General features: G+C 64.2%; 18 protein-coding genes and 1 pseudogene. 9 read left to right on the top strand and 10 right to left on the bottom strand.

Annotated features, from left to right (window positions below; genetic code table 11):
* Positions 1 to 18 precede the first annotated feature (18 nt).
* From ytfQ to GGD65_RS36200, 9 genes are all read right to left on the bottom strand, one after another.
* The gene (ytfQ, locus tag GGD65_RS36240) at positions 19 to 984 is read right to left on the bottom strand and encodes a galactofuranose ABC transporter, galactofuranose-binding protein YtfQ (RefSeq protein ID WP_018315902.1); all 966 of its coding nucleotides are present in this window, start codon (positions 982 to 984) and stop codon (positions 19 to 21) included.
* Positions 985 to 1,364: 380 nt separating this feature from the next.
* A complete protein-coding gene (locus tag GGD65_RS36235; protein ID WP_183238310.1) occupies positions 1,365 to 2,537 on the bottom strand; it encodes a fumarylacetoacetate hydrolase family protein in 1,173 nt (390 codons plus the stop codon).
* 95 nt (positions 2,538 to 2,632) lie between these two features.
* Positions 2,633 to 3,691, bottom strand: a complete 1,059-nt coding sequence (locus GGD65_RS36230; RefSeq protein ID WP_183230967.1) for a putative sulfate exporter family transporter — start codon at positions 3,689 to 3,691, stop codon at positions 2,633 to 2,635.
* Between the two features lie 111 nt (positions 3,692 to 3,802).
* Positions 3,803 to 4,021: a hypothetical protein gene (locus GGD65_RS36225; protein WP_018315898.1), complete on the bottom strand. Its 219-nt coding sequence runs from the start codon at positions 4,019 to 4,021 to the stop codon at positions 3,803 to 3,805.
* Between the two features lie 165 nt (positions 4,022 to 4,186).
* The gene (locus GGD65_RS36220) at positions 4,187 to 4,900 is read right to left on the bottom strand and encodes an ABC transporter ATP-binding protein (protein ID WP_183238309.1); all 714 of its coding nucleotides are present in this window, start codon (positions 4,898 to 4,900) and stop codon (positions 4,187 to 4,189) included.
* Positions 4,897 to 5,652: an ABC transporter ATP-binding protein gene (locus GGD65_RS36215; protein ID WP_018315896.1), complete on the bottom strand. Its 756-nt coding sequence runs from the start codon at positions 5,650 to 5,652 to the stop codon at positions 4,897 to 4,899. Before GGD65_RS36215 ends, GGD65_RS36220 begins: the two co-directional genes overlap by 4 nt.
* A gap of 2 nt (positions 5,653 to 5,654) precedes the next feature.
* A complete protein-coding gene (locus GGD65_RS36210) occupies positions 5,655 to 6,674 on the bottom strand; it encodes a branched-chain amino acid ABC transporter permease (RefSeq protein WP_183238308.1) in 1,020 nt (339 codons plus the stop codon).
* Positions 6,671 to 7,573 (bottom strand): branched-chain amino acid ABC transporter permease, encoded by a 903-nt coding sequence (locus GGD65_RS36205; RefSeq protein WP_018315894.1) that lies wholly within the window; start codon positions 7,571 to 7,573, stop codon positions 6,671 to 6,673. The genes GGD65_RS36210 and GGD65_RS36205 overlap by 4 nt, the downstream gene beginning before the upstream one ends.
* An 89-nt stretch (positions 7,574 to 7,662) precedes the next feature.
* A complete protein-coding gene (locus tag GGD65_RS36200; protein ID WP_183238307.1) occupies positions 7,663 to 8,922 on the bottom strand; it encodes an ABC transporter substrate-binding protein in 1,260 nt (419 codons plus the stop codon).
* Between the two features lie 171 nt (positions 8,923 to 9,093).
* Between GGD65_RS36200 and GGD65_RS36195 the strand changes: the two genes are divergently transcribed.
* The 3 genes from GGD65_RS36195 to GGD65_RS36185 are packed head-to-tail and all read left to right on the top strand — an operon-like array spanning position 9,094 to position 13,138.
* On the top strand, positions 9,094 to 10,587 hold the full coding sequence (locus GGD65_RS36195; protein WP_183238306.1) for an AMP-binding protein: 1,494 nt from the start codon (positions 9,094 to 9,096) through the stop codon (positions 10,585 to 10,587).
* On the top strand, positions 10,584 to 11,231 hold the full coding sequence (locus GGD65_RS36190; RefSeq protein ID WP_018315891.1) for a TetR/AcrR family transcriptional regulator: 648 nt from the start codon (positions 10,584 to 10,586) through the stop codon (positions 11,229 to 11,231). The genes GGD65_RS36195 and GGD65_RS36190 overlap by 4 nt, the downstream gene beginning before the upstream one ends.
* Complete coding sequence (locus GGD65_RS36185; protein WP_183238305.1) at positions 11,228 to 13,138, top strand: NAD(P)/FAD-dependent oxidoreductase; 1,911 nt, start codon at positions 11,228 to 11,230, stop codon at positions 13,136 to 13,138. The genes GGD65_RS36190 and GGD65_RS36185 overlap by 4 nt, the downstream gene beginning before the upstream one ends.
* A gap of 76 nt (positions 13,139 to 13,214) precedes the next feature.
* Here GGD65_RS36185 and ald read toward each other — a convergent pair whose 3' ends face one another.
* Positions 13,215 to 14,330, bottom strand: a complete 1,116-nt coding sequence (ald, locus tag GGD65_RS36180) for an alanine dehydrogenase (protein ID WP_183238304.1) — start codon at positions 14,328 to 14,330, stop codon at positions 13,215 to 13,217.
* Between the two features lie 145 nt (positions 14,331 to 14,475).
* On the opposite strand from ald, the gene GGD65_RS36175 reads away from it, so the two are divergent.
* The 6 genes and pseudogenes from GGD65_RS36175 to GGD65_RS36150 all read left to right on the top strand — a co-directional run bounded on the left by GGD65_RS36175 (position 14,476) and on the right by GGD65_RS36150 (position 21,844).
* Positions 14,476 to 14,955, top strand: a complete 480-nt coding sequence (locus tag GGD65_RS36175) for an Lrp/AsnC family transcriptional regulator (RefSeq protein WP_026201569.1) — start codon at positions 14,476 to 14,478, stop codon at positions 14,953 to 14,955.
* A 140-nt stretch (positions 14,956 to 15,095) separates the two neighbouring features.
* A complete protein-coding gene (locus GGD65_RS36170) occupies positions 15,096 to 15,581 on the top strand; it encodes a (2Fe-2S)-binding protein (RefSeq protein ID WP_018315887.1) in 486 nt (161 codons plus the stop codon).
* Positions 15,578 to 16,594, top strand: a complete 1,017-nt coding sequence (locus GGD65_RS36165) for a xanthine dehydrogenase family protein subunit M (protein ID WP_018315886.1) — start codon at positions 15,578 to 15,580, stop codon at positions 16,592 to 16,594. Before GGD65_RS36170 ends, GGD65_RS36165 begins: the two co-directional genes overlap by 4 nt.
* A 7-nt stretch (positions 16,595 to 16,601) precedes the next feature.
* Positions 16,602 to 18,807 (top strand): annotated as a pseudogene (locus GGD65_RS36160) (xanthine dehydrogenase family protein molybdopterin-binding subunit).
* 100 nt (positions 18,808 to 18,907) lie between these two features.
* On the top strand, positions 18,908 to 21,262 hold the full coding sequence (locus tag GGD65_RS36155; RefSeq protein WP_183238303.1) for an Orn/Lys/Arg decarboxylase N-terminal domain-containing protein: 2,355 nt from the start codon (positions 18,908 to 18,910) through the stop codon (positions 21,260 to 21,262).
* A 6-nt stretch (positions 21,263 to 21,268) separates the two neighbouring features.
* Entirely contained in the window at positions 21,269 to 21,844 is a 576-nt protein-coding gene (locus GGD65_RS36150) for a GNAT family N-acetyltransferase (RefSeq protein ID WP_183238302.1), read from the top strand.

Genomic DNA, 21,844 nt, shown 5'->3' with positions numbered 1-21,844 from the left:
TCCGGCGCGGAGCCCCCCTCAATAACCGAGGCCCTTCTTGCTGTCGTAGATCTTCTGCGGATCGTCGGCGGCGGTATAGAGCTTGGACTCGGTCTGGATCCACTTCGGCGGAACCGTGCCCTTGCCCTTGAAGGCTGCGACGGCATCGAGCGCCGGGCCCGCCATGTTCGGCGTCAACTCCACCGTGGCGTTCGCTTCGCCGGCAACCATCGCCTTGAAGATATCGGGGACCGCGTCGATCGAAACGGTGAGGATGTCCTTGCCAGGCTTGAGGCCGGCTTCCTTCATCGCCTGAATCGCGCCCACCATCATGTCGTCGTTGTGGGCGTAGACCGCGCAGATGTTCTTGCCGCCGCCTTCGGCCTTGATGAAGCTTTCCATTACCTCCTTGCCCTTGGCGCGGGTGAAGTCGCCGGTCTGGCTGCGCACCACCTTCAGGTTCGCGTGCTTGGCGATGGCGGTGTCGAAGCCTTTCTTGCGGTTGGTGGCGACGCTGGCGCCGACCGTGCCCTGCAGCTCGACGATGTTGCAGGCCTTGGCGCCGACCGTCTTGGCCAGCCAGTCGCCGGCGACCTCGCCCTCATGCACGCTGTCCGAGGTTACGGCGGTGAGATAGAGCTCCTTGCCGGAGGGATCGATGTCGCGGTCGAGCAGCACGACCGGGATCTTGGCTTCCTTGGCCTCCTTCAGCACCGAGTCCCAGCCGGTCGAGACCACGGGCGCGAGGAAGATCGCATCGACGTTCTGCGCGATGAAGGAGCGGATCGCCTTGATCTGGTTCTCCTGCTTCTGCTGCGCGTCGGCGATCTTGAGATTGACTTTGCGCTTGGCGGCCTCCTGCTTGGAGACCGACGTCTCGGCGGCGCGCCAGCCGGATTCCGATCCGATCTGCGAGAAGCCGATGGTGAGCTCGGCGGCATTCGCCGGCAGCGCGAGCAGCAAGGCGGCCGTGGCGCTGGCCGCAAAGAGGGCTTTGAGGATCATCAGGCGAGTCTCCCAAGATGTTATCCGGGGCGCCGATTGGTAGCATGGCACCCGCAGGCCGGCCTTTGAGGCGGCGGGAGGGACTATTTCACGGAAGAAGGGTTCCGACTAGTCATATTATTTGACTATTTGAAGGAAAACGCGCCCGAGCGGCGGCAAGCGGTTCTAAGACACGCCAAGCGCGATTTTGTTCCACCGATGCAACGGGAAGATGAAGGAAGTTTGTGGTTGGATCCACCCGCGGACACCGTCATGGCCGGGCTTGTCCGGGCCATCCACGCCTCATCTCGCATGACGAAGAACGTCGATGCCCGGGACAAGCCCGGGCATGACGGCCCCATAGACGTTCGCTTAGGAGGTCAGCTGCGAGACGTGAAGCGCTAAATCAGCTTCCGCTGCGCCAGGTTCTTCATCAGCGCACCGATGCCGAAGGTCCAGGGCTCGCACTCGTCGCTGGTGCGCATCCGGTTGACGAGCTTGCCGAGTTGCGGCGCTGCGATCGTGACGATGTCGTCGCGCTTGTGGGTGAACCCCTGCCCCGGCGCATCGCGATCCTTGACTGGCGCGAACATCGTGCCGAGGAACAGCACGAAGCCATCAGGGTATTGATGCACCTTGCCGATGGTCTGCTCGACCAGATCGGTCGGATCACGGCTGATCTTGCTGATCGAGGAATGGCCGTCGAGAATGAAGCCGTCCGCTCCCTTCACGTTCAGGCTGATGTCGAGCTTGCGCGCATCGTCGAGCGTAAAGCTGTCGTCGAACAGGCGCAGCAGCGGTCCGATCGCGCAGGAGGCGTTGTTGTCCTTGGCCTTCGACAGCAGCAGCGCGGAGCGTCCTTCGAAGTCGCGCAGATTCACGTCGTTGCCGAGTGCGCCGCCGACGATCTTGCCGCGGCTCGACACGAACAGCACGAGCTCCGGCTCCGGGTTGTTCCAGGTCGATTTCGGATGCAGGCCGGCATCCATGCCGGTCCCGACCGAGGACATGGTCGGCGCCTTGGTGAAGACTTCGGCATCGGGACCGATGCCAACCTCGAGATATTGGCTCCAGGCGTTCTGATCGATCAGCACCTGCTTCAGATGCATCGCCTGGTCGGAGCCCGGCTTGAGCTTTGACAAATCGTCGCCGATCAGCCGCGTCACCTCCTTGCGGATCGCTTCGGCCGAGGCGGGATTGCCCTTCGCCCGCTCCTCAATCACGCGCTCCAGCATCGAGATGGCGAAAGTCACGCCAGCAGCTTTCAGCGTCTGCAGGTCCACGGGCGCAAGCAGCCACGGCTTTTGGCGATCGCGCTGGTCCGGCGCCGTGTTGGCCACGATGGCGTCGAGATCGCCGATGCGCTCGCCCTTGGTCAGGCTCAGCGCCTTGGCTGGGTTGTCCTCTTCGCAGAGCGCGCTGATGGTCGGAAATCTTGCGGTGACGTCGAACACGCCATCGCCACGGACGGCGACCACGGCCGGACCGTTCGCCTGCGGCAGCCAGACGCGGCCGGCGAGTGTGCCGCGTGTTCCGTCCTCGGGGAGAAGGTCTTTCACCGTCAATATCGTCATGGCCGCGCCCTCACTGTTTCTCGGATCAGCCACAGCCGATCATATTGGCGAAGAGCAATAAACGTCTGGCGGGGGAAGTCCAGAGAGCGCGCCCTTCACTTGAACCAATGCACCAGTGCGATGCTGATTCCGAGCAGCAGCATCAGCGACAGCGTCACCGCGGCCGTCACCCGCCCGCCGACATTGGCGAGCACGCGCACGTCGACGCCGAGTCCGAGGGCCGCCATCGACACCACAGTGAGAAAACTCGTGATCTTGGTCACCGGCCCAACCACCGTCCCCGGCACGATCTCGAGGGAACGCAAGGTCGCCAGCGCCAGAAAGCCGAGGATGAACCAGGGCACGAGGCGGAAGAAGCCGACGCTGGTCTTCTTGGCATCGCTCTGCCAGCGCGAGGCAACCAGCGACAGGCCGACGACGACCGGCCCGAGCATCAGCACACGCATCAGCTTCACGAGCGTGCCGATCTGCGTCGAGACGAGCCCGGCCGGGACCGTCGCGGCCAGCACCTGCGGCACCGCATAGACCGTGAGGCCGGCGAGGATGCCGTATTGCGTGGCAGACAATTGCAACAGCGGAATCAGCAGCGGCAGGCCGAGCACCATCATCACGCCAAGGATCGCGGTGAAGGAGATCGAGGATGCGATCTCGTCATTGTTGGCGCCGATAATCGGCGCCACGGCGGCGATCGCCGAATTGCCGCAGATCGAGTTGCCGCAGGCGATCAGGATCGACAGCCGCGTCGACAGGCCCAGCATCCGGCTGATGCCAAAGGACACGCAGAGTGCAATCACCACGACGGCTGCGATCGACGCCAGCAGCGCGACGCCGGAAGCCGCGATGGCGGCGAAGCTGATCGAGGCGCCCAGCAGCATGACCGCGACTTCGAGCAGCTGTTTCGCGCTGAAGGCGATGCCGGCCTGCCAGCGCGGCGCGGGTTTCCAGAAGCTGCGCAGGGCCATCCCGAGCAGGATCGCCATCACCAGCGCCTCGACGTAGGGATGCTCGAACACCCCGAGCTCAGCCCTTTCTAGCAGGGCCGAGACACCGGCGACGGCGATACAGAGGAGGATGCCTGGAATCAGCGCGAAAATACGGCTCGCGGCGGTGGCCGGCTTGGCATCGGCCGGGCTGGATGCTTGATTCTGCGACACAAATCTCTCCCAGGGGAGAAAGATTTATACGCAGCGCCAGCTCAATGGGGAATAAGTTTTCGACATATCAGGGCCGAGGGAAGTTCTGTCCTCAACCCGGAATAAACGGCCTCAGAAGATCAGGCTCTTGGCGAGCGAGGCCACACGGCTGAACCCGTCGTAGACGCCGGGTTCGAAGAACGCTGCACGCGCGAGCACAATTCCGGCCACGAGCGACCAGAACAGGCCGGTGCCCACCCGCAACAGGAGCTTTGACGCGCGCGACTTCGGCTGGGCATCCGTTGCGGACACCAATTGCTCGCCGAAGGGCTCAAATCCAGTGCGTTCCATAGCAGGCCAATCCATCAATTCGTGGCTGAAATGTCGTCTTTTCGACCCCAAACAGCAATGGAAGCGATTGGCTTTTTTGGTCCCCCGCGGGGAAACTCCTTCCGCCGGAATGACCCCGGACAACCATTTTCTTCTTCGGGCCTATTCGGGCACCGCCCGCCCGGCTCAAAGGGCCAGATAACGCCGGCGGATCGCCTCATTGGCTTTCAGCTCGTCGATTCCGGCGGCGTAGACGATCTGGCCCTTGTCGATGATCGTGGCGTGGCTCGCGAGCCCCAGGCAGAAATGCATGTTCTGCTCGGCGATCAGCACGGTCGATCCGATGCTTCGAAGCTGCCGCAACAGCTCGCCGATCCGCTGCACGATGATCGGCGCGAGCCCCTCGCTCGGCTCGTCCAGCAGCAACAGCGCCGGATTGCCCATCAGCGTGCGCGCGATGGCCAGCATCTGCTGCTCGCCGCCCGAAAGACGCCCTCCAATGCGATGGCGCAGCGGCTCCAGCAGCGGGAACACCTCATAGATGCGCTTGATCGGCCATTCGTCCTGGCCCTCCGGCCCCTTCTTCTTTCCGATCACGAGATTGTCCTCGACGGTATGCTCCGGAAAGATCTGGCGGTCCTCCGGCACGAAGCCGAGGCCGGCACGCGCGATATGGTGCGGCTTCCAGCCGGAGATCACCGAGCCGCGGAGGCTCACCCTGCCGCGCCGCGGCGGCGCCAGCCCCATGATCGCCTTCATGGTCGTGGACTTGCCGGCGCCGTTGCGGCCCAGCAGCGCCATGGTCTCGCCCTGCCGCACCGAGAGGCCGACGCCGAACAGGATCTGGCTGGTGCCGTAATAGACGTCGAGATCGACGACTTCGATGACGACAGAACTCATGCGGTCGCTCCCGCATGCTCGGTGCCAAGATAGGCCTCGATCACGGCGCTGTTGTTGCGGATCTCCTCGGGCGTGCCGGTCGCAAGAATGCGGCCATAGCAGAGCACGACGATTTTGGGCGCGATCTTGAACACGATGTCCATGTCGTGCTCGATGAAGACGACGGTGATCTTCTGGGTCTCCCAGAGCTCGCGCACCTTGTCGATCATGCGCCAGCGCTCTTCGGGGCCCATTCCGGCGGTCGGCTCGTCCAGCAGCAGCACTTTTGGTTCGAGCACCAGCGCAAGGGCAATATCGAGCAGCTTCTGATCGCCATGCGACAGTGTCGCGGCGGTGCGATGGCGTTTGCCCGCAAGGCCGAGCAGCTCCATCACGTGCTCGGCGCGGTCGCGCGTCTCCGCCAACGGAAAGCGCTTGTGCAGCACCGCCGAGCTGCGCTGGTCGGCACTGACCGCAGCGAGCATTGTTTCCTGCACCGTCAGCGACTTGAAGATGCTCGCAACCTGGAAGGCGCGGCCGATGCCGTGCCGGACGATCTCCGGCGGCGAGCGGCCGGCGAGATCGACTCCGTCGAGCAGCACCTGGCCGGTGTCAGGCTTCAACGCGCCGGTGATCAGATTGAAGAAGGTGCTCTTGCCGGCGCCGTTCGGACCAATCACCGCGGTGAGCGAGCCGTCGGGGAAATCCAACGAGACGTCGTTGGTTGCCTTCACGCCGCCAAAGGACTTTGCGAGGTTGCGGATCTCCAGCATCGCTAGCGGCCCTCGCCTGCGTCGCGCCGCTGCGAAAACCATTCCGCGACGAAATCCAGCAGGCCTTTGCGCAGGCCCAGCGCGAAGAACAGGATGACAACGCCGAGCACGATGCCATGGTACTCGGTGAACCGCGTCACGGTGTCGTTGAGCAGCAGCAAGAGCACGGTGCCGACCATCGGCCCGAGGAAGGTTGAGACACCGCCGAGCGTGTTGATGAAGATGCCCTCACCCGAGATGGTCCAATAGGCGAATTCCGGATAGGCCCCGGAGACGAACAGCGCCATCACCATGCCGCCCATCGCCGCGAACAGCGCTGCCAGCACGAACACGGTGAGCTTGGCGCGCCAGACGTCGATACCGAGAAAGCTCGCGCGCGCGGCATTGTCGCGGATCATCCGCAACGTGTAGCCGAACGGCGATTGCGCGATCTGGCGCATCCCGAGCAGTCCGAGGATCAACAGCGCGCAACTGGTGATGTAGAGATGGACGTGGTTGGCGAGATCAATGCCGAGAAAGACCGGTCGCGGAATGCCGCCGCGCAGGCCTTGGTCGCCGCCGGTGAAGGAAGCCCAGGACAGGATGGACGAGTGGATCAGCATCTGGAAGGCGAGCGTGACGAAGGCGAAATAGATCTCCTTCAGCCGCACGCAGATGGCGCCGATGACAGCCGCAACGAGCGCCGTGATCGCCAGCGTCGCCACGAAGGCGACCGGAATGGGCACCCCGAGCTTCTGCATGATCAGGCCGAAACTGTAAGCGCCAAGGCCGAAGAACATGCCATGGCCGAACGAGGTCAGGCCGGTGTAGCCGACCAGTAGGTTGAGCGAGGTCGCGAACAGCCCGTAGGCGGAGCAGCGGATGACGAAATCGAGCAGCGCCTTGCTGCCCGTCAACAGCGGTAGGCTCGCCAGCACGGCAAAGGCGACCAGCGCGATCAGGACGTCGCGATAACGTTGCAGCACCGAGCCACCGCGCACGGGTGCCAGCCCTTGCGCACGTCCGGCCTCCAGCTCGGTCATGCCGCCTCCTTGCCGAACAGGCCGGTGGGTTTCGAGACCAGCACGATCACCATGAACAGATACATCAGGCCTTCGGTGAACAGGGGAAAGCCGAGCGAGCCGAACGAGCGGATCAGGCCGAGCAGCAGCGCGCCGATCAGGGCGCCCAGGATCGAGCCCATGCCGCCGATCACGGTGACGATGAAGGATTCGATCAGCACCGAAAATCCCATGCCGGGCGTCAGCGAACGCACCGGTGCGGCGAGTGCACCCGCGAGCCCCGCCAGCATGCCGCCGAGCGCGAACACGCCGCCATAGATCAAGCCGGTGTTGATGCCGAGCGCGGACACCATGCCGGGATTCTGCGCGGCGGCGCGGATCACCTTGCCGATCCGGCTGCGCGACAGCCCGATGCCGAGCACAATGGCCGCGACAAGCGCGACGCCGATCAGCAGCAGGTAATAAGGCGGCACCACGCCTCCGGCGATGAACAGCGGCATCACCTGGAACGCGGACGGCATGCCCATCGACTTGAATTCCGGCCCCCAGATCAGGCGCACGACATCGTCGAAAATCAGCACGAAGGCGTAGCAGACCAGGAGCTGCATCAAGACGTCGGCGCCATAGACGCGGCTCATGAAGACGCGCTCGAAGATCAGGCCGAGAATAGCGGTGCCGGCAGCGCCCGCCAGCATCGCCAGCGCGAAACTGCCGGTGAGCTGATAGGCGGTCATCGCGAAATAGGCGCCAAACATGTAGAAGGCGCCGTGGCTGAAATTGACCACCTTGAGCACGCCGAAGATCAGCGTCAGCCCGACCGCCACGAGAAACAGCAGCATGCCGATGATGAGGCCGCTGGTGGTTTGCGTCACCAGGCAGGCGGAACTGGAGAGGCAGCCGGCAAGCGCGTCGAAATCCACGAGAGCACTTTCATTATCGGGCGCCTGACACGGCGCGAAAAATCAAACGAAACGGCGAAGACGGTCGCCCGTCTCCGCCGCACATCAGATCAGGTGTAGCCCTTGCTCTTCTTCCACTCGGCCTCCAGCTCGAAGATCGTCTTCCAGTCGCCCGCCTTGACCTCCGGCACATATGGCTCCTGCGGGATCGTGGTGCCCCAGCCGATGGCGTAGCCGACCAGGGTGTGGTCGTCGCCGCGCATCGTCACGGTGCCGTCGGCACCGAACGGGCACTTGATGGTGAGGCCCTTCAACGCCTCCGCGATCTTCTTGCCGTCGGCGGAGTTCGCCTTCTTCGCGGCTTCCGCCATCAGCATGATGGCGGTGGCGTTCTCCCACGACCAGTTGGTCGGATATTCGTTGTACTTCGCCTTGTAGGCGTCGCCCCAGGCGGCATTCTCCGGCGTGGTCGGGAAGGTCTTAATGTAGCGGTTGCCGGAGTGGATGCCCTTGGGCAGGTTCTTCACGACAGTGAGCGCGGTGTAGTCGGCCATGTTGACCGCGAACACCTCCAACTGGCCGAACATCGCGTAGATGTTGGCCTGATCGATATAGGAGGTGAGATCGCCGCCCCACAGGCAGGAATAAAGCGCCTGGGGTTTGGCCTGAAGGATCTTCGTCACCACCTCGGTGTAGTCGGGCTGGAACAGCTTGGGCCAGGACTCGCTGATGATCTCGACCTCGGGCGCGAAGCGCTTCAGGTACAGCGTGAACTCCGCCGTTGTGTCGCGGCCATAAGCATAATCGGGCGAGCAGGTCGCCCATTTCTTCAGACCCTTGGTCTTGGCGATCGCCGCGGCATAGCTGCCGCCGATGATGGAATCGTGCACGCCCTGTCGCGCAGTGCGGAAGGCATTGGGAATGTGCTGCTTCGGGTCCGCAGTCAGCGACGAAGTTTCCGAATTGGTGTGGATGCAGAACACGCCGAGATCGCGTGCAACCTCATGCACCGCGAAGGCGCCAGACGAGGCTTCGGCGTCGATCAGCAGCTCACAGCCATCGGTATTCACGAGCTCGCGCGCGACGCGGGCGGCTTCCTGCGGCTGGCCCTTGGAATCGCGGATCACCATCTCGATCTGCCGGCCGGCCAGGCCGCCGGCGACGTTGACCTTCTCGACCTCGAGCATCACCGCATTGCGCGAGGACGTGCCGAGCTGGGCCACGCGGCCCGACAGGATCGTCGGCATACCGATCTTGATGGTCTTGGCTTGCGCACGCGCCACCCAAGGCGCGGCAACACTCATCGCACCGGCGCCCATCAGCGCCAGCGTTGAACGGCGGCTGATGCCCGGCGTGCGGGTCCTCGTCATTTTTCCCTCCCTCTGTCGGGTCGGCGTTTCAAATCCCTGTCGGAGATCGTGTCGTCTCCGTATTCCGGAGGATTTCAGAGGGTGGGGGGTGACGTCAAGCCGAAGATGAATTACGAGTCAGAATTCATTGTAGGAGGAAGTGCGGCCGACAAACGGCCCAAAAGTCCGCAAATGATCAATCTTTCGAGTTTCATCGCCTTTCATGCCCGGCGCACGCCGGACCGGCCCGCGCTGAAATATCGCGGCGAGGAGATTTCCTACGCGGCGTTCGATGCGCGTGTCCGAACGGTGGCGGGCTGGCTGGCCGCGCAGGGCATCGGCGCCGGCGATGTCGTGACCGTGCTGATGAAGAACAGTGCGGCTTTCCTGGAGCTCGTCTTCGCCACCAGCCATCTCGGCGCGGTGTTCTTGCCGATCAACTTCCGCCTCTCCCGCGACGAGGTCGGCTACATCACCGGCAATGCCGGCGCACGGCTTCTGATCGTCGACGAGGAATTGGCTGCGAATGCCGCGGGCAAAGAGGTTGTCGTGCTCGACGAGGCCGCGCAGCAGAGCCTTGCGCGTCTTGCTGGCGATGCGCTGCCCGCGCCGATGCATGTCCGCGCACCATCGGACCTGATGCGGCTGATGTATACCTCGGGCACGACCGACCGCCCCAAGGGCGTGATGCTGTCTTACGATAATTTCTACTGGAAGTCCGCCGACCAGACGATCGCGCTCGGCCTCAGCGCCGAGACCCGCCTTCTCGTCGTCGGCCCACTCTATCACGTCGGCGCGCTCGACCTTCCCGGCCTCGCGGTGCTCTGGCACGGCGGCTTCATTCGCATCGAACGCAATTTCGAGCCGGAGACGGCGCTTGCAGCGATCGCCGAGGACAAGCTCAACGCAGCCTGGTTCGCACCTGTGATGACCAGCGCGATGCTCACCTGCCCGACGCGCGAGCGCTACGACGTCTCCAGCCTGCAATGGGCCATCGGCGGCGGCGAGAAAACGCCGGAGCTGCGCATCCGCGCCTTCGCCGAATATTTCCGCAACGCGCGCTATATCGATGCCTATGGCCTCACCGAAACCGTCGGCGGCGACACCTTCATGGAGGCCGGCCGCGAGATCGAGAAGATCGGCTCGACCGGGCGTGCGATTGCCCATGTCGAGATCGAGATCCGCGACGAGGACGGCAAGGCCGTGCCGGCGAACGTTAACGGCGAGATCTGCCTGCGCGGACCGAAGATCACGCGCGGCTACTGGAAGGATCCGGACAAGACGGCGTCCGCCTTCTTCGGCGACTGGTTCCGCAGCGGCGACGTCGGTTATCTCGATGAGGATGGCTTCCTGTATCTGACCGACCGCAAGAAGGACATGATCATCTCCGGCGGCGAGAACATCGCCTCCTCCGAGGTCGAGCGCGTCATCTATGAATTGCCTGGGGTGCGCGAGGTCGCGGTGATCGGCCTGCGCGACGCACGCTGGGGTGAACGGCCGGTCGCGATCGTCGTGCTGACCGAGGGCGCCAGGCTCGAGCTCCCTGCCCTCACCGAGCATTGCCGCGCGCGGCTCGCGAGCTTCAAGGTGCCGAAAGAGCTGATCATCCGCGACAGCCTCCCGCGCAATCCATCTGGAAAAATTCTCAAGCGCGTGCTGCGCGCCGAACTGGAGACCGTGGCATGACGCAAGGCCCAGCCACCGCGAAAGTCACAAAGCTCAACCGCATCGAGCGCAACGCCTGGACCAAGCAGAAGATCTTCGAGGCCGCCACCAAGGTCGTCGGCAAGCATGGCTATGCCGAAGCCTCCGTCGCCCGCATCACCGAACAGGCCGGCGTCGCGCAGGGCACCTTCTACAATCATTTCGAGAACCGCCAGGAGCTGCTCGACCAGCTGCTGCCCAAGATCGGCCTCGACATGGTCGAGTTCATCCGCGTACGCACCGGCACGGCGGATGCGGCGCGGCAGGAGATCGAGCGTTTCGCCGCCTTCTTCGACTTCATCCGCGAGGTGCCGGAATTTTTGCGCATCCTCAACGAGGCCGAATTCTTCGCACCCATCGGTTACCAGAAACATCTCGACAACATCTCGGTCGCCTATGTCCGCATCCTCCGCCGTGCGCGCCTTGCCGGCGCCATCGCGGATTTCAGCGACGAGGAGTTCGAGGCGATCGTCCACATGCTGATGGGTGCGCGCGGCTATCTCAGCCGCCGCTACTCCTACTCGGCCGGCGGCGTCACCGCTGTGCCCGAGCACGTCATCTCCGCTTATCGCAAGCTAATGACGCGCGGCCTCTTCACCGGCTCCGGAGACCAGGACACGCCATGAACATCGAATCTCCGCACAGGCCGCTCGACCTTGCCTCGACCATCGCAGAAGGCGACATCCGCTGCCTCCTGATGGTGCTGGTGCATATGACCGGCGACGAGAAATGGCTCGCTGCGCCGTACTTGCCCAAGCGCGACATCCGCCTCATTCCCGATCCCGAGGCAGGCGTGCCCAAGGAAATCCAGGACGAAATCCGCGCCGCGGTGGTGAAGCTCTTCGCCAATGGCACGCCGAAGCCCGTCATCACTGATCCCGGCGACGAGCTGCTGCTGAAGATGATGCGCGGCTGCCTCGGCGAGAATGTCGCGCCGGAATACGCCCCGCTGATGCGCGAGGAGATGGGGTTTGTTGCGCGCGAGGCGCGTTGGACCAAGCAGCCATCGAGCGACAAGCTCGCGGAGCAGCACGTGCTGATCGTCGGTGCCGGCGTCTGCGCCATTGCGCTCGGCGTGGCGCTCGGTCATCTCGGCATTCCCTACACCATCGTCGAGAAGAACGCCGAGCTTGGCGGCACCTGGTGGATCAACCGCTATCCCGGCTGCGGCGTCGATACGCCGAACCATTCCTATTCTTATTCCTTCGGCTCCGGGAATGCATGGACCCGCTACTTCTGCCAGCGCGAGGAACTGCTCGGCTATCTTCAGAAGGTCGCCGACGAATACGGCATCCGCGAGCACCTGCGCATCAAAACCGAGCTGACCTCGTCGCGCTGGGACGAAGGCAAAAGGCGCTGGATCTCGACGCTCAAGACCGAGAGCGGCGAAGAGACCTTCGAATCCACCGCGCTGGTCTCGGCCATCGGCCAGCTCAACGATCCCTCCCGTGCACACTTCGAGGGCGAGGACAAGTTCACGGGAACGATCCTGCATTCGGCGCTGTGGTCCGATGACATCAACATCGACGGCAAGCATGTCGCCGTGATCGGCACCGGCGCGACGTCGATGCAGCTGGTGCCGTCGATCGCCGGCCGCGTCGCCTCGGTCACCGTCTATCAGCGCAGCGCGCAATGGGCGCGGCCGGTGAAGGGCTATGCCGATCCGATCAGCGAGGGTGCGCGCTGGCTGTTGGCGCATCTGCCTTTCTACGTGCAATGGTACCGCTTTAACATGTTCTGGCGCTATGGCGACGGCCTCTTGCCTTTCCTGCGCAAGGACCCGGCCTGGCCGCATCCCGAGCGTGCCGTCAACAAGGGCAACGACCGGCACCGCCAGGAGCTGACCGATTTCATCCTGTCGGAATTGCAGGGCCGGCCGGACCTGATCGAGAAATGCGTGCCGACCTATCCGCCCTACGGCAAGCGCATCCTGCTCGACAACAACTGGTTCAAGACGTTGACGCGGCCGAACGTGGAGCTCGTCACCGACGCAATCGATCATTTCGACCAGCGCGGCATCGTAACCGCCGATGGCAATCACCGCCCTGCCGACATCATCGTGGTCGCAACCGGTTTCAAGGTGACGGAAATGGCCGCCCGCCTCAACATCAGCGGCCGCAACGGCAAGGATTTGCGCCAAGCCTGGGCCAACGACAATCCGACCGCGTTCCTCGGCCTCACCGTGCCCGATTTCCCCAACTTCTTCTGCATGCTCGGCCCCAACTCCGGCCCGGCGCATGGCGGCAGCGTCATCTTCCAGTCGGAATGCCAGAGCCGCTACATCGCCGCCTGCCTCGCCGAAATGATCGAGCACGACGTCGCTGCCATCGACGTCCGCCAGGACGTGCTCGACGACTACGTCCGTAAGGTCGATGTCGAGCACGAAGCGATGATCTGGACGCACCCTGGCATGAGCACCTACTATCGCAATTCGAGTGGTCGGGTGTTTTCGGCGATGCCGTGGCGGTTCGTGGACTATTGGCGCATGACCCATGATCCCGATCTGCGGCAGTACAGGCTGACGAAGGCGTGAACGTTGATCGCTCGGCAGAACCGGTGCACCCTCTCCCCTTGTGGGAAAGGGTGAGACATCCGCGTACGCCGCGCCGCTAAGCCGCCAGCCCACTCTCCACCGGAGCAAACTCCAGCCCGAGGCTCTCCGCCACCGCCTTGTTGGTGATGCGCCCGCGATGGACGTTCAGCCCATTTCGCAAATGCGGGTTTTCCAGCACCGCGGCAAAGCCCTTGTTCGCGAGCATCAGGCCGAACGGCAGTGTCGCATTGTTCAGCGCCTGGCTCGACGTCACCGGCACCGCGCCCGGCATATTGGCAACGCAATAGTGCACGACGCCGTCCACCTCATAGGTCGGGTCGGTATGCGAGGTCGCGTGCGAAGTCTCGAAGCAGCCGCCCTGGTCGATCGCCACATCGACCAGCACCGCACCCGGCCGCATCGACTTCAGCATCGCGCGCGTGACCAGCTTGGGGGCGCTGGCGCCCGGCACCAGCACCGCACCGATCACGACGTCGGCGGTGAAGACCTCGTCCTCGACCGATTCGATGGTCGAGAAGCGGGTACGCACGCGTCCGGCAAAAAGATCGTCCAGTTGGCGCAAGCGCGGGATCGAGCGGTCGATCACGGTGACTTCGGCACCGAGGCCTGCGGCCATGCGCGCCGCCTGCGTTCCGACCACGCCGCCGCCGAGCACGACGACGCGCGCCGGCTGCACGCCGGGCACGCCGCCCAGCAACAGGCCGCGGCCGCCGGCCGAGCGCTTGAGCGCGGCGCCGGCGGCCTCGATGGCGAGTCGGCCGGCGACTTCGCTCATCGGGGCGAGCAGCGGGAGGTGACCGTTCGCGTCCGTGACGGTTTCATAGGCGATCGCGGTGCAGCCGGAGGCAAGCAGGCCCTTGGCCTGCTCCGGATCCGGCGCAAGATGAAGATAAGTGAACAGGATCTGGCCGTCCCGGAGCTGGGCCCATTCGCTCTTCTGCGGCTCCTTTACCTTCACGATCATGTCGGACTTGGCAAAGATGTCGCGGGCGCTCTCGGCAATGGTGGCCCCTGCCCGCCGATACACCTCGTCGGATGCGCCGATGCCGCCGCCGGCGCCGGTCTCGACCGTGACCTGGTGCCCGGCCGCGACATATTCACGGACGGCGCCCGGGGTGAGCCCGACGCGATATTCCTGCACCTTGATCTCCTTGGGCACACCGACGCGCATCTTCCGGGCTCCTTTGCCGACGCCTTGATTCTGTTCCTCATCGTAGCGACGGGACCGGTTTGGTTTCGTGCAAATATCCGCTAGTTTCGGCAGGCGCGCGCCGGTTTCCGGCGCCAAGCTGCCCTTTCACGCTGGAAACGAAACATTGGCCCTCGACCGGAAAGACCTCGCGATCCTCGCGGAACTCACGACCAATGCGCGTGCCAGCCACACCGAGCTTGCCAACAAGGTCGGGCTCTCCAGCACGGCGCTGGCCCGGCGGCAGAAGGCTCTGGAGGACGAGGGCTACATCCAGGCCTACCAGGCCGCACTCGATCTCGCCCAGTTCGGCCTCACCATCACCGTGTTGGTGCGCATCGCGCTGGAAAGCCAGAGCGACGACGCGTTGAAGGCGTTCGAGGCGGAGGTGGTGAAATGCCCTTCCGTCGTGCGCTGCTTCCTGATGTCGGGAACCGACGACTACATCCTGATCGTGCTTGCCCGCGACATCCAGGATTTCGAGCGCATCCACCGCACCGAGCTGTCCCGCCTGCCGCGCGTCGCGCGCGTGCAATCGAGCTTTGCCCTGCGCGAAATCGTCAACCGCGCGGTGCCGACGGTGGTATTCGGCGAAGTGAAGCGCTGACCTCGTCTATCCGGTCGGGGGAATCGGTCTGGAACCAAGCAACGCGTCATCCGTTGGGCGCTATCGGCCAGCGGCGGCAGCGCATTCTTGCGTCACTTCCACTATTTGTCCAGCTCGGCCTTTCCGCAAGGAATTAGGATATGGCCGACACTACGATCCCCGAGCGCATTCTGATCAACCTCGTCGTCAATGGCGAAAGGCGCGCGCTTCAGGTCGTGCCGTGGACCACGCTTCTCGATGCGCTGCGTGACCGCTTGGAGTTGACCGGCACCAAGAAAGGCTGCGATCACGGCCAATGCGGCGCTTGCACCCTGCTGGTCGACGGAAGACGGGTCAATTCCTGCCTGACCCTCGCGGTCATGAAGGATGGCGCCGAGATCACGACGATCGAAGGCTTGGCCAGGGACGGCACGTTGCATCCCCTGCAACAGGCCTTCATCGACCACGATGCCTTCCAGTGCGGCTATTGCACGCCGGGACAGATTTGCTCTGCCGCGGGCTTGTTGGCCGAAGGTCGGGCGCGCGATGCCGACGAGATCCGGGAGTTGATGAGCGGAAATCTTTGTCGCTGCGGCGCATATCCCAACATCGTGGCTGCGATCGAGCAGGCGATGAGCCGGTCATGAATAATTTTCAGTATTCCCGCGCCAACGATGTCGCCGACGCGATCCGCCTTCTGGCCGCCGATCCTGGCGCAAAACTGATTGCCGGCGGGACCAATCTGATCGACCTGATGAAGGAGAACGTCGAACGCCCCTCGCGGCTGATCGACATCTCCCGCCTGCCGCTCCGCAACGTCGAGGAGACACCCGATCAGGGGCTGCGCATCGGCGCCCTGGTGCCGAATTCGGACCTTGCTTACCATCCGTTGATCGAACAGCGCTATCCCCTGCTCGCCAGCGCCATCCTCGCCGGCGCCTCCGCGCAATTGCGCAACATGGCTTCGGTCGGCGGCAATCTGATGCAGCGAACGCGTTGCGCCTATTTCTATGATACGACCACCCCTTGTAACAAGCGAGAGCCCGGCAGCGGCTGCTCGGCGATCGACGGTCTCAACCGCAACCACGCGATCCTAGGCGCCAGCAATTCCTGCATCGCGACCAACCCATCCGACATGAGCGTGGCGCTGGCCGCGCTCGGCGCGCTGGTGCACATCGCAGGCCCCACCGGTGAGCGCACCATCGCGCTGACAGATTTCCATCGGCTTCCAGGCGACAAACCTCACGTCGATACCAATCTCAGCACCGGCGAGATCATCACCGCGATCGGGCTGCCGCCGCGCGGCTTTGCCCGGAACTACAGCTATCTGAAGATCCGTGACCGGCTGTCGTACGCCTTTGCCTTGGTCTCGGTCGCGGCTGCGCTCGAACTGGAGGGCAACGCAATCAGCGAAGCGCGCCTGGCACTCGGCGGTGTGGCTCACAAGCCGTGGCGCAGGCTCGAAGCTGAAGCGGCGTTGCGCGGCCAGGCGGCAACGCCGGATCATTTTGGACGCGCTGCCGATCTGCTGCTGCAGGGAGCGGTCGCTGGTTCGCACAACGGCTTCAAGCTCGAACTCGCACGCCGGGCCGTCGTGCGTACGCTGATGCAGGCCGCAAGCGGCACACCACAGTCACAAGCTCACAAGAAGATCGCGTGAGGGACCGATGAACGGCTATGTCGGAACACCAACGTCCCGCGTCGATGGCCGGGCCAAAGTCACTGGCGCCGCCAAATATGCCGGCGAATTCGCGGCAGACGGCCTCCTCCATGGCTTCATCGTCGATGCCACGGTTCCGCGCGGGCGCATCGCTCGGCTCGACACCAGCGACGCGCTGAAGGTGAGGGGCGTGGTCGACGTGCTCACGCATACGCATCGCGTGGCCCTCGCCGACAAGGATGAGGCCTGGAAGGACGAGGTGGCGCCGGAGAAGGGTTCACCCTTCCGCCCGCTTTACGACGACAGGGTCAAGTTCAACGGTCAGCCAATCGCGCTCGTCATCGCGGAGGACTGGGAAACTGCCAAATTCGCGGCAACGCGCGTGCGTGTCGAATACGAGCAGGAGGCGTTTGCGACCGATCTCGAAACCGAACGCGGCACATCCGCCAAGGTGGACCAGCCGCACAAGCCGCGCGGCGACGCCGCAGCGGCGCTGGCTGGGGCAGCGGTTCGCCATGAGGCCGACTACGTCCTCCCGACCGAGCACCACAACCCGATGGAGCTCTATGCGACGACAGCGGTCTGGGACGGCAGCGGCAGCCTCACGGTCTACGACAAGACGCAGGGCGTCCAGAACGTCCATAAATATCTCTGCGGCGTGTTCGACATGAAGCCGGAGGACATCCGCGTGGTCTCGCCCTATGTCGGCGGCGCCTTCGGCTCCGGCCTGCGGCCGCAGCACCAGGTGGTGCTGGCAACGCTTGCCGCCCTCGCGCTGAAGCGATCCGTTCGTGTCGTATTGACGCGGCAGCAGATGTATGGGCTCGGCTACCGGCCGATGACCATCGAGCGCGTCGCGCTCGGCGCAAAGTCGGACGGCACGCTCGATGCGGTCACGCACGAAGCCATTGCCGTCACCTCGCGCTACGAGGATTTCTCACGCAATGACACCGGCTGGGCGCAGCAGCTCTACAAGAGCCCCAACAGTCGCCTCTCCCACAAGCTCGTCCACCTGGACGTCCCCACCCCCTGCGACATGCGTGCGCCGGGCGCGGCAACGGGCGTCTGCGCACTCGAATGCGCCATGGACGAGCTTGGCCGTCGCACTCAAGCTCGATCCGATCGAGCTGCGCCTGAAGTGCTACTCGGATCGCGACCAGAGCGAAGACCTGCCCTTCACCAGCAAGCAGCTGCGCGAATGTTACGCCCGTGGCGCGGAAGCCTTCGGCTGGGCCCGCCGCAATCCCGCGCCGCGTGCGATGCGCGATGGCAAGGACCTGGTCGGCTGGGGCATGGCGACAGGGGTGTGGGAGGCGCTGCAGATGCCGGTCGCCGTGCGCATCGTGCTGACCGCCAACGGCCACGCCGAGGTATCCTGCGCCGCGTCCGATATCGGCACCGGCACCTACACCATCATGGCGCAGGTCGCGGCCGACGCCCTCGGGCTGCCGATCGGGAATATCGACGTGAAGCTTGCCGATTCAACCCTGCCCCAAGCGCCCGTCGAGGGCGGCTCCTGGATGGCCGCTTCGAGCGCACATGCGGTCTTGGGAGCGGCCGAGGACATTCGCCAGGAGCTCGCGCGTCTGGCCAAGGCGATACCTGACTCGCCACTTGGCGGCCTCAATGCATCGGAAATGGTTCTTGTTGACGGCACGATTTCCAAGGCCGGCGACAAGAGCCGCGCTGTCTCGATCGCCGATGTGATGCGTCACGGCAAGCTCGAGCGGATCGAGAAGCAGAAGCTCAACCAGTTCGCGGAGGACAAGTCGCACGCCCGCAACACGCATTCGGCTGTCTTCGCCGAGGTGAAGGTCGACGAGGAACTCGGCGTCATTCGGGTCACGCGAGTCGTGAGCGCCGTCGCGGCCGGGCGGATCCTGAATACCAAGACAGGCCGCAGCCAGATCATGGGCAGCGTGGTCTGGGGGATCGGAATGGCGCTGCACGAGGAGACGGTCATGGACCACCGCTTCGGCCGCATCATGAACGCGAACATCGCCGAGTACCACATCCCGGTGAATGCCGATATTCACGACATCGACGTCATCTTCGTCGACGAGCCGGACGACCGAATCAACAAGCTCGGCGTCAAGGGTCTCGGCGAGATCGGCATCGTGGGCGTGCCTGCGGCAATCGCGAACGCCGTCTATCATGCCACCGGCAAGCGTGTCCGGCACTTCCCGATCACGCTGGACAAGCTGCTCGGCTGACCTGCCTTGTCATCCGAGCCATGCCTGGATCGGGTCAGTGTCATCCAGCTGTCATCGAATGTGTCGATGAGCTGTGTCTCTGGCACATTCAGGACCCGACATGGACTATTTCAAGCGCTTCAACTTCCTGTTCGCCGCACCAGTGTTCGACGCCGACGATCTCGAAGGCGTCCGCTTCAACCAGATCATCGAGGAGATCCAGCGCTCCGGCTTCGAGGTGGTCCGGGCGCGCAAGCTCGAGGATGCCGAGATGGCGGTGCAGACCGACGCCGCGATCGGCTGCATGGTGGTGGACTGGGGCAAGAAGGGCCTGGAGGGCAAGACCTCGGCGCTGATCAATTTGATGCGCCGCCGCGGCCTCGATTTCCCGATCATCCTCCTGATCCGGCGCAAGCGCTTCGAGGACCTGCCGGTCGAGGTGCTCGATTTCATCGACGGCTATGTCTTCCTGTCCGAGGAGACGCCGACCTTCATCGCCAAGAATCTGATCAGCCGGCTCAAGCAATATGCCGAAACGCTGAAGACGCCGTTCTTCGGTGCCCTGGTCGACTATGCCGAGGAAGGCAACCAGCTCTGGACCTGCCCGGGGCACAATGGCGGCGTATTCTACAACCGCAGCCCGATCGGCCGGGTCTTCGTCGAGCATCTCGGCGAATCCGTGTTCCGCGACGACCTCGACAATTCCGTGCTCGATCTCGGCGACCTCCTCACCCACGAGGGGCCGGCGCTGAAGGCGCAAAAGGAAGCCGCGCAGATTTTTGGCGCGGAGAAGACCTATTTCGTGCTCAACGGCACCTCGACCTCGAACAAGGTCGCGCTCGGCGCCCTCGTCACCGACGGCGACCTCGTGCTGTTCGACCGCAACAACCACAAGGCTGCCCATCACGGCGCCCTGATGATCAACGGCGGCGTCCCGGTTTACGTGCCGACCATCCGCAACGCCTGGGGCCTGATCGGCCCGATGCGCTGGGACGTGCTGGACGAGAAGACCTTGCGCGAGGCGATCCGCAATCACCCGCTGGTCACGGACAAGGAGGCCTGGCGCAAGGAGCGGCCGTTCCGCGTCGCCGTCGTCGAACAGTGCACCTATGATGGGACGATCCACAGCGCCGAGATGATCCTGAAGCGCATCGGCCATCTCTGCGAGTACATCCTGTTCGACGAGGCCTGGGCCGGCTTCATGAAATTCCACCCGCTCTATGCCGGCCGTTTCGCCATGGGGCTGGCGAACCTTCCGCCGGAAGCACCGGGCATCATCGCGACGCAATCGACCCACAAGCAGCTGGCCAGCTTCTCGCAGGCCTCCCAGATCCACATCAAGGACCGCCACATCCGCGGCCAGAAGCGACGCGTCGAGCACCGCCGTTTCAACGAAAGCTTCATGCAGCACGCCTCCACGTCACCCTTCTATCCGCTGTTTGCCTCGCTCGACGTCGGCGCGCAGATGATGAAGGGCCGCTCCGGCGAAGTGCTGTGGGACGACACGATCCGCCTCGGCATCGAGCTGCGCAAGAAGATCCGCGCGATGCGCAGGGAGTTCGAAGAGAAGGAGCAGAACGCCGATCGGCGCTGGTTCTTCGAGCCCTTCGTTCCCGACCGCGTCGCCATTCCCGATGTCGGCCGCCCGGGCGCCGTCCACAACGTCGCCTGGGAAACCCTCTCGACCGATGAGCTCGCCACCAACGCCGCGCTGTGGCAGCTCTCGCCCGATACCAACTGGCACGGCTTCCCCGGCATGGCCGAGGGGTTTGCCATGACAGATCCGAACAAGCTGACGCTGCTCACCCCCGGCTTCGACCGCTCAGGCGCCTATGCCGAGCACGGCATCCCCGCCCCCGTCGTGGCGCAATATCTGCGCGAGAACCGCATCGTCCCCGAGAAGAACGACCTCAACTCCCTGCTCTTCCTGCTGACCCCCGGCGTCGAGGCGAGCAAGGCCGGCACGCTGATCTCGGGCCTTGTCGCCTTCAAGAAGCTCCACGATGACAACGCGCTGCTGGCCGACGTCATCCCGGAGTTCTATCAGCGTCGGCAGGCGCGCTATGCCGGTGTGCGCTTACGCGACCTCTGCGGCGAGATGCACCGTTTCTTCCGCACCGCCGACGTCAGCGCGCTTCAGGCCCGGCAGTTCATGCCTGAGCACATGCCTGAGATCGCGATGTCGCCCCGCGATGCCGCGCGCTATCTGTTCAAGAACGATGTCGACTATTTGCCGATCGAGGCCATCGCGGGCCGCATCGCGACCACGCCCTTCGTGGTCTATCCGCCCGGCATCGCCACCATCGTGCCCGGCGAGCGGCTGACGGAACGGGCCAAGCCCATGGTCGATTATCTCAAGATGTTCGAAACCTGTTTCAACACGTTTCCGGGCTTCGACGTCGAGATCCAGGGCGTCTACAAGGAGATCGATGCCCAGGGGCGCATCGGGCTCTATACTTACGTCGTTGCCGAGTAGGTGCGAATGAACGAAACAGCTGCGCGCGCGAGCGACGAAGCCGTCCTGGTCAGGCCGTCACGCGACAGCGATGTCGAGGCGATGCTGGCGATCTACCGCCATCACGTCCGCAGCGGCGTGACGCGCGACATCGAGGGAACCGGTGCGCCCGAGCCGGACGATCTGCGCGACCGGCGCAAGAACCTCAAGCAGACCCGCCTGCCGCATCTGGTCGCGACGTTTCGCGGCGAGGTGGTCGGCTATGCCTATGCGGTGCTGTTCCGCAAGCGCCCGGCCTATCGCTACACGGCCAAGCACTCGATCTACGTCCACCACGAGCAGCTCGGCCGCGGGGTCGGACGGCTGCTGCTGCACGAGTTGATCGATGCTTGTGCGGCGGCCGGCTTCCGCCAGATGATCGGCTATATCGACGCCGACAACGCGCCCTCGCTGGCGCTGCACGAGAAGTTCGGCTTCGCGCGCGCCGGCCTGCTTTGCGGCGTGGCCTATCGCCACGGCCGCTGGTCCGACACCGTCATGGTGCAGCGATCGCTCGGCGCGGGGACCACGGCGCCCCCACCCGTCGTGGCGCCGGGCCGGTAG

Origin of the sequence: Bradyrhizobium sp. CIR18, from assembly GCF_014198295.1 — a bacterium.
Classification (GTDB): Bacteria; Pseudomonadota; Alphaproteobacteria; order Rhizobiales; family Xanthobacteraceae; genus Bradyrhizobium.
The sequence above is the reverse complement of the archived record's forward strand: the minus strand, read 5'-3'. Positions and strand labels throughout refer to the sequence as shown.